General features: G+C 69.6%; 10 protein-coding genes. 7 read left to right on the top strand and 3 right to left on the bottom strand.

Annotated features, from left to right (window positions below; translation table 11 throughout):
• Positions 1–44: 44 nt before the first annotated feature.
• Both FG99_RS00685 and FG99_RS00680 read left to right on the top strand, forming a co-directional pair.
• Positions 45–989, top strand: a complete 945-nt coding sequence (locus FG99_RS00685) for an AraC family transcriptional regulator (protein ID WP_043266589.1) — start codon at positions 45–47, stop codon at positions 987–989.
• Between the two features lie 331 nt (positions 990–1,320).
• Entirely contained in the window at positions 1,321–2,250 is a 930-nt protein-coding gene (locus FG99_RS00680) for an AraC family transcriptional regulator (protein WP_051878301.1), read from the top strand.
• Positions 2,251–2,286: 36 nt separating this feature from the next.
• Here FG99_RS00680 and FG99_RS00675 read toward each other — a convergent pair whose 3' ends face one another.
• The 3 genes from FG99_RS00675 to FG99_RS00665 all read right to left on the bottom strand — a co-directional run bounded on the left by FG99_RS00675 (position 2,287) and on the right by FG99_RS00665 (position 5,641).
• Complete coding sequence (locus FG99_RS00675; RefSeq protein ID WP_043266586.1) at positions 2,287–4,206, bottom strand: tyrosine-protein phosphatase; 1,920 nt, start codon at positions 4,204–4,206, stop codon at positions 2,287–2,289.
• A gap of 144 nt (positions 4,207–4,350) precedes the next feature.
• On the bottom strand, positions 4,351–4,743 hold the full coding sequence (locus FG99_RS00670) for a GFA family protein (RefSeq protein ID WP_009619548.1): 393 nt from the start codon (positions 4,741–4,743) through the stop codon (positions 4,351–4,353).
• A 118-nt stretch (positions 4,744–4,861) separates the two neighbouring features.
• The gene (locus FG99_RS00665) at positions 4,862–5,641 is read right to left on the bottom strand and encodes an AraC family transcriptional regulator (RefSeq protein ID WP_009619550.1); all 780 of its coding nucleotides are present in this window, start codon (positions 5,639–5,641) and stop codon (positions 4,862–4,864) included.
• A 322-nt stretch (positions 5,642–5,963) separates the two neighbouring features.
• On the opposite strand from FG99_RS00665, the gene FG99_RS00660 reads away from it, so the two are divergent.
• The 5 genes from FG99_RS00660 to FG99_RS00640 all read left to right on the top strand — a co-directional run bounded on the left by FG99_RS00660 (position 5,964) and on the right by FG99_RS00640 (position 12,532).
• The gene (locus tag FG99_RS00660) at positions 5,964–7,592 is read left to right on the top strand and encodes an APC family permease (protein ID WP_043266584.1); all 1,629 of its coding nucleotides are present in this window, start codon (positions 5,964–5,966) and stop codon (positions 7,590–7,592) included.
• 46 nt (positions 7,593–7,638) lie between these two features.
• The gene (locus tag FG99_RS00655; protein WP_009619554.1) at positions 7,639–8,565 is read left to right on the top strand and encodes a 4-hydroxyproline epimerase; all 927 of its coding nucleotides are present in this window, start codon (positions 7,639–7,641) and stop codon (positions 8,563–8,565) included.
• A 52-nt stretch (positions 8,566–8,617) separates the two neighbouring features.
• Complete coding sequence (locus tag FG99_RS00650) at positions 8,618–9,565, top strand: dihydrodipicolinate synthase family protein (RefSeq protein ID WP_043266582.1); 948 nt, start codon at positions 8,618–8,620, stop codon at positions 9,563–9,565.
• Positions 9,566–9,660: 95 nt separating this feature from the next.
• Entirely contained in the window at positions 9,661–11,250 is a 1,590-nt protein-coding gene (locus tag FG99_RS00645; RefSeq protein WP_043266580.1) for an aldehyde dehydrogenase (NADP(+)), read from the top strand.
• The gene (locus FG99_RS00640; protein ID WP_043266578.1) at positions 11,243–12,532 is read left to right on the top strand and encodes an NAD(P)/FAD-dependent oxidoreductase; all 1,290 of its coding nucleotides are present in this window, start codon (positions 11,243–11,245) and stop codon (positions 12,530–12,532) included. The genes FG99_RS00645 and FG99_RS00640 overlap by 8 nt, the downstream gene beginning before the upstream one ends.
• Positions 12,533–12,600: the final 68 nt, after the last annotated feature.

The following is a 12,600-nucleotide window of genomic DNA, read 5'->3' as shown; positions in this document are numbered from 1 at the left end:
GCCTGTTTCAGAGACCGCATCTTCTGACTTTATTGCCTAATCCTATGAGCCGACATCATCCCTCGGAGCGAGAACGCATGGTCGCCCTGCTAGAGGCGCTGGCCCCCAACGAGGGGTACAACCTCACGTCGCTGGCCAGCGTGCGCATCCTGAGGTCGGACCGGCCCCTGGCGCGGACGCCCGTGCTCTACGACCCCGGCATCGTGATCGTGTGCCAGGGCTGCAAGCGCGGGTATTTCGGCGATCAGGTGTATGTGTACGACGAGCAGCATTACCTGGCCGTCGCCGTGCCCGTGCCCTTCACCATGGAAACGGACGCGACGGCCGAGCGTCCGCTGCTGGCCATCTACCTGCACCTGGATTTTCAGCTCGCCGCCGAGCTGATGATCCAGATCGACCAGCAGCAGGCGCCCTCGCCGAAGGAGGCGCCGCGCAGCATGATGTCGAGCCCCATGGATGACGCGCTCGCCGCTTCCGTCCTGCGCTTCCTGGCGGCGCTGAACGACCCGCTGGAGGCGACGGTGCTCGGCCCGGCCTTACTGCGCGAGCTGTATTTCCGCGTGCTGACCGGCGCCCAGGGCACCGCCATGCGCGCGGCGCTGGCCATGCAGGGGCGGTTCGGGCGGATCGCCAGGGCGCTGCGGCGCATCCACACCGATTACGCGCAGCCGCTCGACTTGCCGCAACTGGCCGAGGAGGCCGGCATGAGCGTTCCTTCGTTCCACAGCCATTTCAAGGCGATTACCCAGACCTCGCCCATGCAGTACGTGAAGTGCACCCGGTTGCACCAGGCGCGGCTGCTGATCGTGCGCCAGGGCATGACGGCGCAGGCCGCCAGCCATGCCGTGGGCTACGCCAGCCCGTCGCAGTTCAACCGGGAGTTCAAGCGGTTGTTCGGGCGTTCGCCGCAGGTGGAGGCCAGGAGGATGCGGGAGAGTTTTGCTATTCCGCCGGTGCATGGGGAGGGGGTGTATGTGTCTTCCCATTAGGCCGTTCGGCGCAATCGCGGACGGAGTCCGCTCCTACGGGTGCGGGAGAAACGTCGTCGTAGGATGGTGTTGAGCGAAGCGATACCCATCAGCGCAACCGCATGGGTTTCGCAAGCTCAACCCATCCTACGAAAAGCCATGCTCGCTCATGCTGCAGGGGCGGACTTTGGGAGGAGGGCGCGGTATCACGCAGTTGTAATCCGCGGCCGCTACCCTGGCGCCCGCATGTTGCCCGCCGCGGTGCGGGCGGCTTCCTGGCATTGCCGGCAGATGGGGCAGCAAGGTGGATACAGGTACTTCGCGCAGGCCGTTTCTCATCCGTTCCGAGGACATGCACGCCGACGAGTTCGGCGCGCTGTTCACGCGGATGTTCGGCGATCTCTATTCCGGCCTTCCGCCCTTGCGGCGCAAGGTCGCCATCGCCGGCGTCTACGGGCGCTACGAGGGCGTCAGCTTCCGGTGCCTGAGTTTTCGCGGCGACTTCCTCACCGCGCTGCCCGACATGGATGATGAGATCACCTTCGTCTTTCCCACCGCCGGGCGCATCGTGTTCAACCAGGCGAGCGAGACCGTGGGCGTGCCCCAGGTCGGCCTGGCCATCGAGAAGGCCGCGGTGCGCTCGGTGGGCTTCGGCGACGGCCATGCGCAGTACGGGCTGTCGGTGCGCCGCGGCCTGTTCGCCAGGCGGCTCGCCACGCTGCTTGGCCGCCCTGTGGCGCGCCCGGTGCGCTTCCAGCCGGTGGTGGACTTGAAGCGGGAGGCCTTCCAGGGGATCAAGGCGATCGTCGGCATGGCCACCGGTACGGAGTTCGACGCTCTGGCCAGTTCCAGCGCGCTGATGCCCGCCCGCCTGCAGGAGATGCTGGTGGATTCGGTGCTGGAAGCCTGGCCGCACAACTACAGCGAGGCGCTGCGCCGGCCGGGGCCGCTGATTGCGCCGCGCCACGTGAAGCTGGCCGTGGAATACATCCGCGAGCACCCCGATGCCCTGGTCAGCGGTGGTGAGCTGGCGGCGCTGACGAACGTCAGCCTGCGCGCCCTGCAGGAGGGCTTCCGGCGCTTCGTCGGCTGCTCCATCGTTGCCTACCAGCGCCAGGTCCGCCTGGAGCGGGCGTACGACGCGCTGCGCCAGGACGCTTCGCCCTCGGTCAGCGAAATCGCCCTGGGCCTGGGCTTCAGCAACGTCGGCCGCTTCTGCCAGTACTTCCAGGGCGCCTTCGGGCTGAGCCCGGCGGATGTGCGCAAGGGTATCCGCCATTAGCGATGCCCGGCCAGTCGACCGGGCAGTGGCGGGCGGTCAGAACTGGTAGCTGGCCTTGAGGCTGCCGCTGTAGCCATGGCTGCCGCTGCCGCTCAGGGCGCCGACTTCCGCGCCCAGGCTCAGGTCGCCGAGGCTGGCCATGACGTTCACCGCGCCGCTGAACTGGTCGCGGTTGTCGAAGGCGGCGCGCTGGGCGACGTCCAGGCCCAGCAGGTGACCTTCGCTGTCGACCTTGTAGTCGCCCAGCGCGTGGTCGTAACCCAGGTCCAGGCCCGGCACCAGTTGCCAGCCGCCGCTCAGGGCGATGGGCATGAAGCTCACCTTCAGGTTGGCGACGGCGCTGCGGCGGGTCTGCTCGATGCCGTCGACGTCCAGGGCCAGTTCGCTGCCTTTTTCCTGGAAGCCGGACAGGTCCAGGTGGCTGATGCGCAGGCCCAGGCTCGGTTCGAGGATCGCGTCGCGCACCGGGATGCGGTAGCCCAGCGCCACGCCGGCGCCGCTGAGGGTGCCGTGGCTGTCGCCCTTGGCGGTGCCCAGGCCGCCGCCCAGCTCGCGCTTGCTGTCGTAGTCGAGCCAGCCGGTGCTCAGGTCGGCGTCGACGAACAGGCCCTGCTCCAGGCTGCCCGGGGCGAAGCGCGCGCCGGCGCGGAGGAAGGTCAGGTCGGTGTCCACCTCGCCGCCCGCGCCGCCGACGCTGCCGCGGCTGTAGCCGAAGCCGGCGTTGGCGCTGAGCTGCTCGCTGAAGCGCTGGGTCAGGCCGATCATCAGGCCCTGGGTGTGCTCGTTGCTGCTGGCGGCCCGGGACGAGCCGTCGTTGCCCTGGTAGCCGGCCAGGGCGGTGCTCCACAGGCGGCGCTGGCCGGGCTTGAGGTCGGTGCCGCTGGCGAAGGGCGCGGCGGCCCTGTCGATCAGCGCGTCCTGGCGCAGCAGGTAGCTGGCGGCATCGGCGTGGGCCTGGCCGCCGACGGTGGCTTCGACGCCGCCCAGGCTGCCGGCGTCGATGGCCGATTGCAGGTAGTAGTTGTAGGCGCTGTAGGCGCCGGAGAGGCTGCTGTTCTGCAGTTGCTGCAGCAGTCGCGCGCCGGCGGCGGCGTTGCCGGCCAGGCCTTCCATGCCGGGCAGGCTGTTGTAGTAGACCATCTTGCCGCGCAGCACGTAGAGGGTTTCCTGGGACAGGCCCAGGCCTTGCTTGAGGTAGTTGTCCATGCTGCCGTACCGGGCCACCACTTCGTCCAGGCCGGCCTGCAGGTAGCTGGCCTGCACGCCGAGCAGGGGCGCGTAGATGGCGGCCATGCTCGGTGGCAGCGCCGCCAGGGTCGCGGCGACGCGGGCGGCGGTGTAGTCGTTGGTGGCCAGGTAGTTGGCCATGATGGTGGCGTTGTCCACCCCGGCGATGCTCAGCAGCACGGCGGCGGTCCAGCCTGTGCGGTCCTTGCCGGCAGTGCAGTGGAAGAGGGCGGCGCCGTCGGCCGCGGCCAGTTCGTTGAACAGCTCGGCGAACTGGCTACGCATGCCGGCGTCGCTGACGAAGGCGCGGTTGGTTTCTTCCATCATGGCAACGGCCTCGGCGGCGCTGCCGAAGGAGATGTTGGTGACGTTCGCCCCGGAGGTGGTGCTGCCGATGATGTCGATGTTGCGGTAGGCGGCGCCGGCGGGCAGGGTGTCGGGCGTGGCGGCGATTTCGCTGGCGGTGCGCAGGTCGAAGACGTTGCTGATGCCCAGGCCATCGAGCGTGGCCAGGTCCGAGGCCGTGGGCGTCAGCGCGTTGGAGCGGTAGAACACCCCGGAGCGCATGGTGCCGTCGTTGGCGGTGGTGTAGGCGGTGGTGGTTCCGGCGATGTCGCGGAAGTTGTCCATGCCGGTCAGCCGCGGGGTGTCGAGGGTGTAGGTCTCGGCGGCGTGGGCGGCGATGGACAGGCTGAGGGCGGACAGGGAGAACAGAACACGATGCAGCACGATGTAGCCTCTTCGAGCGGGTTGGCGGGGCTACTATCGGCATCGTTGCGAACCGGGATATTACAGTTCGCGGCGCCGGGAAAATCACGGCGCGAATTGTCCGTGGGCTGCGTTTTTCGTCCGTTGTGCTGTGGGTGTGGCCGCCTACTCCTCGAAGCGGCCGGTGCCCTCGCGGTCGCGCTCATAGTGCCTGGCCAGCGGGAACGCCGGCAGCCAGGACTCGCGGCGAAGGGTCCAGAGTTCGTAGGTCGGCACGAACTGGTCCGGGGCATCCAGGGCGCCCAGGTTCACTTCCACCTCGTCGGCGCTGCGCAGGAACACCGACGAGCCGCAGCGCGGGCAGAAGAAGCGTCCCGCGTAGTCGCGGGTTTCGCCCTCGATGCTTACCGCCGCCTCGGGGAATATCGCCGAGGCGTGGAACAGCGCGCCATGGTGCTTGCGGCAGTCGAGGCAGTGGCAGAGGCCGACCCGGTAGGGGCGCCCCGAGGCCACGAAGCGGACGTTGCCGCACAGGCAACCGCCGGTGAACTGGTCCATGCTGCATCTCCTCTGGAATCGAAGGTTCGGAAGTCCGTCGTGAAAAATAGCAGCCGGGCCGTCGCCGGGTTTCGGCTTCCGACGTTCGTTGCCGGGCGGGGGAGCGGCGGCGAGCCCGCTAGTCTTCGAGGCCGGTCGCCTGGCGGTATTGCCGCGGAGTGAAACCGGTCAGTTGCTTGAACTGCCGGCTGAACGCGCTGTGGTCGGTATAGCCGCACTGCAGGGCGACTTCGGTGATCGGCAGGTCGGTGTGCAGCAGCCGGTGGGCGTGCTCCAGGCGCACCTTGTGGATCAGCTGCCGTGGCGTCAGGTGGAACACGCGCTTGCAGTAGCGCTCGAGCTGGGCCACGGAGAGGTCGGTGATGCGCGTCAGTTCGTCCAGGCTGATGGGCTGGTGGAAGTGCGCGCGGATGTATTCGTCCACCGCGGCAAGGCGCTGGTAGGCCGGGTGGGTGGCGCTGGCCGACTGCAGGTCCACCGAGATGCCCACCAGGCCGATGATCTCGCCGTCGCGGTTGTACAGCGGCCGCTTGTGCGTCAGGCACCAGCCCGGCTCGCGGCTGCCGTACAGGTGCAGTTCCAGTTTGTCTTCCAGTACCTGGCCGTGTTCCAGCACGCGGCGATCCTGCTCGGTATAGCCCGGCCCCAGTTGCGCCGGGAACACCTCGGCGCTGGTCTTGCCCAGCAGCGGCTGCAACTGCTTCAGGCCGCAGCGCTGGACCAGCGTGCGGTTGGCCATGACGTAGCGCGCCTGGGTGTCCTTGATGAAGATCGCGGCATTGGGGATCACGTCCAGCATCGGCAGCAGCATCGACACGCTGGCCAGCAACGCCTCCATGCTCTCCGGGCGCTGCAGTTCATGCCCCTGGCACAGCATGGCGAGCACGTTCTGCGACATGGTTTCCAGCCTCCCGAAAGCCGCCTGGCAACAAGCTGCCGGGCAGCTTGCCGCAAGGCTCGCAGCCTGTCGAGGGTATGCAGAGGCGGCGCGATCCAGGCGCGGACGAGCGGGGCAATTGTGCCGATTTCGTCATTCGTGCTGAAGAAAACCATCAAGCGCGCCGGCGCCGCCCCGGTCCACTCTATGGCCAACGCGTGCAGCCGAACTTCATAGAACAAGCGGTTGCCGCCGGCCGACTCGTCCCTGCGGGCAGCACCCGGAGCGCAGCGTCGAGTGGCAATGCATCTGCCTATCCAACAACGCACAAGAAGGCAACGCCATGTCAGGCAAGTTCAAGAAGCAACTCTCGTTGATGGACCTTACGTTTATCGGGCTGGGAGCCATCTTCGGCTCCGGCTGGTTGTTCGCGGCCAGCCACGTTTCCGCCATCGCCGGCCCGGCAGGGATCTTCTCCTGGCTGCTGGGCGGGTTCGCCGTGCTGCTGCTGGGCATCGTCTACTGCGAGCTGGGGGCGGCCCTGCCGCGCGCCGGTGGCGTGGTGCGCTACCCGGTGTACTCGCACGGCCCGCTGCTGGGCTACCTGATGGGCTTCATCACCCTGATCGCCTTCTCCAGCCTGGTGGCGATCGAGGTCGTCGCCTCCCGCCAGTACGCGGCCGCCTGGTTCCCCGGGCTGACCAAGTCCGGCTCCAGCGACCCCACGGCCATCGGCTGGCTGGTGCAGTTCGGCCTGCTTTGTCTGTTCTTCCTGCTCAACTACCGCAGCGTGAAGACTTTCGCCAAGGCCAACAACCTGATCAGCATGTTCAAGTTCATCGTGCCGCTGCTGGTCATCGGCGTGCTGTTCTGCTTCTTCAAGCCGGAGAACTTCTCGGCCCAGGGCTTCGCGCCCTTCGGCCTGTCGGGCGTGGAGATGGCGGTTTCCGCCGGTGGCGTCATCTTCGCCTACCTGGGGCTGACGCCGATCATCTCGGTGGCCAGCGAGGTGAAGAACCCGCAGCGCACCATCCCCTTCGCGCTGATCCTTTCCGTGCTGCTCTCCACGGCCATCTACGTGCTGCTGCAAACGGCCTTCCTCGGCGGCGTGCCCACGGAAATGCTGGCCAACGGCTGGGCCAGCGTGTCCAGGCAACTGGCCCTGCCTTACCGCGACATTGCCCTGGCCCTTGGGGTGGGTTGGCTGGCCTACCTGGTGGTGGCCGATGCGGTGATATCCCCCAGCGGCTGCGGCAACATCTACATGAACGCCACCCCGCGGGTGATCTATGGCTGGGCGCAGACCGGGACCTTCTTCAAGCTGTTCACCCGCGTCGACGAGAAGTCCGGCATCCCGCGCCCGGCGCTGTGGCTGACCTTCGGCCTGTCGGTGTTCTGGACCCTACCGTTCCCCTCCTGGGAAGCGCTGATCAACGTGGTGTCGGCCGCGCTGGTGCTCAGCTACGCCGTGGCGCCGGTCTCGGTGGCCGCCCTGCGCCGCAGCGCGCCCGGCATGCCGCGCCCGTTCCTGGTCAAGGGCATGGGCGTGCTCGGCCCGCTGTCCTTCATCATCGCCGCGCTGATCGTCTACTGGTCGGGCTGGGGCACGGTGTCCTGGCTGCTCGGCCTGCAGATCCTGATGTTCGTGGTGTACCTGCTGTGCGGCCGCTTCGTGCCGACCCGCCACCTGGACCTGCGCCAGCAGGTGCGCTCCTCGGCCTGGCTGATCGGCTTCTATGCCGTGACCATCGTGCTGTCCTGGCTCGGCAGCTTCGGTGGCATCGGCGTGCTCGGCCATCCGTTCGACACCCTGGCCGTGGCCGCCTGCGCCATGGGCATCTACTACTGGGGCGCGGCCACCGGCGTGCCTGCCCACCTGGTTCGCCTGAGCGGCGACGATGAAAGCGACGCCGAGGCCGACGTGGCCGGCGACCAGCGCCCCCTGGGCGGCTACGCCCAGGCTTCGTCCTGACGGCCCGCGCCCTCAACGCCTTCGGGCTCTCTCACTGGACGGCTACATGAAACGCGTACACATCATCGACTCCCACACCGGCGGCGAACCCACCCGCCTGGTGATGAAAGGCTTCCCCGAGCTGGCCGGCGCCAGCCTGGCCGAGAAGCGCAACGCCCTGCGCGAGCAGCATGACCACTGGCGCCGCGCCTGCCTGCTGGAACCGCGCGGCAACGACGTGCTGGTGGGCGCGCTGTATTGCGAGCCGGTGTCGGCGGGCGCCACCTGCGGGGTGATCTTCTTCAACAACGCCGGCTACCTGAACATGTGCGGCCACGGCACCATCGGCCTGGTCGCCTCGCTGCAGCACCTGGGGCTGATCGGCCCGGGCGTGCACAAGATCGACACCCCGGTGGGCCCGGTCAGCGCCACCCTGCACGAGGACGGCGCCGTCACCATCGGCAACGTGCCGGCCTACCGCTACCGCCGGCAGGTGCCGGTGGAGGTGCCCGGCCACGGCCGGGTGTACGGCGACATCGCCTGGGGCGGCAACTGGTTCTTCCTGGTATCCGAGCATGGCCAGCGGCTGGCGCTGGACAACGTCGAGGCGCTGACCGACTTCACCTGGGCGCTGCTCCAGGCCCTGGAGGCCCAGGGCATCCACGGCGAAGGCGGCGCGCCGATCGACCACGTCGAGCTGTTCGCCGACGACGAGGAGGCCGACAGCCGCAACTTCGTCATGTGCCCGGGCAAGGCCTACGACCGTTCGCCCTGCGGCACCGGCACCAGCGCCAAGCTGGCGTGCCTGGCCGCCGACGGCAAGCTGGCCCCCGGGCAGGCCTGGGTGCAGGCCGGCATCACCGGCAGCCGTTTCGAAGGCCGCTACGAATGGGAAGGCGAGCGCATCCGCCCGTTCATCACCGGCCGCGCCTACATGACCGCCGACAGCACCCTGCTGATCGACGAGCAGGACCCCTTCGCGTGGGGCATCTGAGCCCCCACGCCGTTTTTCCCTACCTGAACGAGTGCTTCAAGGAGCCCGAACAATGAGCGACAACATCTTCACCGGCTGCATCCCCGCGCTGATGACCCCCTGCACCGCCCAGCGCAAGCCGGACTTCGACGCCCTGGTCGCCAAGGGCCGCGAGCTGATCGACGTCGGCATGAGCGCGGTGGTGTACTGCGGCTCCATGGGTGACTGGCCGCTGCTCACCGAGGCCGAGCGCCAGGAGGGCGTGGCGCGCCTGGTGGCCGCCGACGTGCCGACCATCGTCGGCACCGGCGCGGTCAACACCCGCGAGGCGGTGTCCCACGCGGCGCATGCCGCCAGGGTCGGCGCCCACGGCCTGATGGTGATTCCCCGCGTGCTCTCCCGCGGCGCCTCGCCGGCCGCGCAGAAGGCCCACTTCTCCGCCATCCTCGCGGCCGCCCCGGAACTGCCGGCGGTGATCTACAACAGCCCCTACTACGGCTTCGCCACCCGCGCCGACCTGTTCTTCGAACTGCGCCGCGAGTTCCCCAACCTGATTGGCTTCAAGGAGTTCGGCGGCGGCGCCGACCTGCGCTACGCGGCCGAGAACATCACCTCCCAGGACGACGAGGTGACGCTCATGGTCGGTGTCGACACCCAGGTGGTCCACGGTTTCGTCAACTGCAACGCCACCGGCGCCATCACCGGCATCGGCAACGCCCTGCCGCGCGAAGTGCTGCAACTGGTGGCCCTGAGCAGGCAGGCCGCCAAGGGCGACGTCAAGGCGCGCCGCCTGGCCGGCGAGCTGGAGGCGGCGTTGGCGGTGCTTTCGTCCTTCGACGAGGGCTGCGACCTGGTGCTGTACTACAAGCACCTGATGGTGCTCAACGGCGACAGGGAATACAGCCTGCACTTCAACGAAACCGACGTGCTCAGCGAGGCCCAGCGCCGCTACGCCGAGAACCAGTACGCGCTGTTCCGCCAGTGGTACGCCAACTGGTCGGCCGAGCAGAACCTCGCCTGAACCGGCCGGCGGCGGGGCCCGATGCCCCGCCGCGATCCGCCCCCTGCGCGACGGGCGTCGCGCAGGGGGCCCACTTTCTTGATCCAGGACGCACCATGAACCTGACAGGCAGCATGCTGATCGGCCAGCAGGCGGTCGCCGGGCGCCGCGAGGCGACCCGGGCCATCGACCCGGCCACCAATGAACCCCTCCAGCCGCCCTATGCCGGCGGCACCGGCGAGCAGGTGGAGCAGGCCTGCGCCCTGGCCTGGGCCGCCTTCGACCGCTACCGCGAAACCTCCCTGGAGGCGCGCGCCGGCTTCCTTGAAACCATCGCCGAGGAGATCGAGGCCCTGGGCGAGCAACTGATCGAGCGCGCGATGGCCGAGACCGGCCTGCCGCGCCAGCGCATCCAGGGCGAGCGTGGCCGCACCTGCCAGCAGTTGCGCACCTTCGCCCGCACCGTGCGCGCCGGCGAGTGGCTGGACGTGCGGGTGGACAGGGCGCTGCCCGAGCGCCAGCCGCTGCCGCGCCCGGACCTGCGCCAGCGCCAGGTGCCGCTGGGGCCGGTGGCCGTGTTCGGCGCCAGCAACTTCCCGCTGGCCTTCTCCGTTGCCGGCGGCGATACCGCCTCGGCCCTGGCCGCTGGCTGCCCGGTGGTGGTCAAGGCCCATGGCGCCCACCCCGGCACCAGCGAACTGGTGGGGCGCGCCGTGGCCCGCGCTGTGGCCAGGTGCGCCTTGCCGGATGGCGTCTTCTCGCTGCTGTTCGGCTCCGGCCGCGAGGTCGGCACTGCCCTGGTGGCCGACCCGCGCATCAAGGCGGTGGGCTTCACCGGCTCGCGCAGCGGCGGCCTGGCCCTGTGCCGGGTGGCCCAGGCCCGCCCGGAGCCGATCCCGGTGTATGCGGAGATGAGTTCGATCAACCCGGTGTTCCTCTTCCCCGCGGCCCTGCAGGCGCGCGGCGAGGCGTTGGCGCAGGGCTTCGTCGCCTCGCTGACCCAGGGCGCCGGCCAGTTCTGCACCAACCCGGGCCTGGTGGTCGCCCGCCAGGGGCCGGCGCTGGAGCGCTTCATCGCCGCGGCCGCCGAGCGGGTGCGGCGCAGCCCGGCGCAGACCATGCTGACGCCGGGGATCTTCCAGGCCTTCGAAGCCGGCGTCGCTGCGTTGGCCGGGCAGGCCCAGGCGCGTGTCCTGGCGAAGGGCCTGGAAGGCGAGGGGCCCAACCAGGGCCAGGCCCATCTGTTCGCGACCCGGGCGCAGGCGTTCCTCGCCGAGCCGGCGCTGCAGGCCGAGGTGTTCGGCGCCGCGTCGCTGATCGTGGAGTGCGCCGACGACGAGCAGGTGCGCCAGGTCGCCGAGCACCTGGAAGGCCAGCTCACCGCGACCCTGCACCTCGACGAGGCCGACCTGGACAGCGCCCGTGCGCTGCTGCCGACCCTGGAGCGCAAGGCCGGTCGCCTCTTGGTCAACGGCTGGCCGACCGGCGTGGAGGTGTGCGATGCCATGGTCCATGGCGGCCCCTTCCCGGCCACCTCGGATACGCGCACCACCTCGGTCGGCACCGCGGCCATCCTGCGTTTCCTGCGCCCGGTCTGCTACCAGGACTTCCCCGACGCCCTGCTGCCCGCCGCGCTGCGCCACGGCAACCCGCTGCAGTTGCGCCGCCTGCTCGATGGCCAGAGGGAAGCCCGGGAACATGCGTGACGTCCAGGCTTCGAACGGCCCGCAACCCCAGGCGGACATCGCCGTGATCGGCGCCGGCATCGTCGGCGTCGCCTGCGCCTTGCAACTGGCGCGCCAGGGGCTGCGGGTGCAGGTCGTCGACCAGCAAGCGCCGGGGCAGGGCGCCTCGTTCGGCAATGCCGGGCACCTGGCCACCGAGCAGGTGTTCCCCATCGCCGACCTGTCGATCCTCAGGCGCCTGCCGGCCATGCTCATGGACCCCATGGGCCCGCTACGCCTGGACTGGAAGTACCTGCCGCATGCTCTGCCATGGTTCGTGCGGCTGCTGCTGAACCTGCGCCCGGCGCCGTTCCGCCGCACCGTCGCCGGTATCCGTGCGCTCAACGAGGGCAGCCTGGAGGCCTGGCGGCGGATGTTGGCGGCCATCGGGCGCCCCGGCCTGTTGAAGGAGGACGGTTCCTTGCTGGTGTTCGAGCGCGCCGAGTCGCGCCAGGCGCTGGACGCGCTGCAGGCGCGCATGCGCCAGCAGGCGGTGCCGGTCGACTTCTGGCCCGCGCAGGCCGTGCGCGCCGCCGCCCCGCAACTCAGCGAGCGCCTGCTGGGCGGGCTGTTCTTTCCGCGCACGGGGCATTTCATCGACCCCTACCTCGTGGTCCGCGAACTGGTGGACGCCGCCCGTGCCCTGGGCGTGCAGTTCCTCCAGCGCAAGGTTCTCGGCGGGCAACTGCGGCAGGACGGCGTGGCGCTGGCCACGGCGGAAGGCGGCCTGCGGGCCCGCCAGGTGCTGATCGCCTGCGGCGCCCACTCGGCCGGGCTCACCGCGGCGCTGACCGGCCGCAAGGTACCCCTGGACACCGAGCGCGGCTATCACCTGATGCTGCCCCACGAGCACGATCGCCTGCCGTTCGCCGTCACCTCGCTGGAACGCCGGTTCATCATGACGCCCATGGCCGACGGCCTGAGGCTGGCCGGCACCGTGGAGTTCGCCGGCCTCGAAAGCCCGCCGAGCATGGAGCGCGCCTGGCAACTGCACCGGCTCAGCAAGGGCCTGTTCGGCCGCGACCTGAGCGCCGAGGCGGCCACGCCCTGGATGGGCATGCGCCCGTCGCTGCCGGACTCGCTGCCGATCATCGACCGGGTGTGCGAGGGCAGGGTGCTGCTCGCCTTCGGCCACCAGCACCTGGGCCTGACCCAGGCGGCGATCACCGCCGAGCATGTCGCCCGGCTGGCAACCGTGCCGGCAACGGGCAATGCGCCGCACGGCCTGCCGGGGCTCGACGCCTACAGGTTGGATCGGTTCTGAACCCTGGCCGGGGCCGCGGGACAGGTGCGGCCTCGCCAGCGTGACCCGGCGAAGCGGCTATGCGCGTG

The sequence above is a fragment of the Pseudomonas sp. AAC genome (genome assembly GCF_000725445.1).
GTDB lineage: Bacteria > Pseudomonadota > Gammaproteobacteria > Pseudomonadales > Pseudomonadaceae > Pseudomonas > Pseudomonas citronellolis.
The sequence above is the reverse complement of the archived record's forward strand: the minus strand, read 5'-3'. Positions and strand labels throughout refer to the sequence as shown.

Coding starts and splice junctions, on each gene's coding strand:
- FG99_RS00685 (WP_043266589.1), top strand. CDS start 45: ATGAGCCGACATCATCCCTCGGAGCGAGAACGCATGGTCGCCCTGCTA.
- FG99_RS00680 (WP_051878301.1), top strand. CDS start 1,321: ATGCACGCCGACGAGTTCGGCGCGCTGTTCACGCGGATGTTCGGCGAT.
- FG99_RS00670 (WP_009619548.1), bottom strand. CDS start 4,743: ATGGACCAGTTCACCGGCGGTTGCCTGTGCGGCAACGTCCGCTTCGTG.
- FG99_RS00665 (WP_009619550.1), bottom strand. CDS start 5,641: ATGTCGCAGAACGTGCTCGCCATGCTGTGCCAGGGGCATGAACTGCAG.
- FG99_RS00660 (WP_043266584.1), top strand. CDS start 5,964: ATGTCAGGCAAGTTCAAGAAGCAACTCTCGTTGATGGACCTTACGTTT.
- FG99_RS00655 (WP_009619554.1), top strand. CDS start 7,639: ATGAAACGCGTACACATCATCGACTCCCACACCGGCGGCGAACCCACC.
- FG99_RS00650 (WP_043266582.1), top strand. CDS start 8,618: ATGAGCGACAACATCTTCACCGGCTGCATCCCCGCGCTGATGACCCCC.
- FG99_RS00645 (WP_043266580.1), top strand. CDS start 9,661: ATGAACCTGACAGGCAGCATGCTGATCGGCCAGCAGGCGGTCGCCGGG.
- FG99_RS00640 (WP_043266578.1), top strand. CDS start 11,243: ATGCGTGACGTCCAGGCTTCGAACGGCCCGCAACCCCAGGCGGACATC.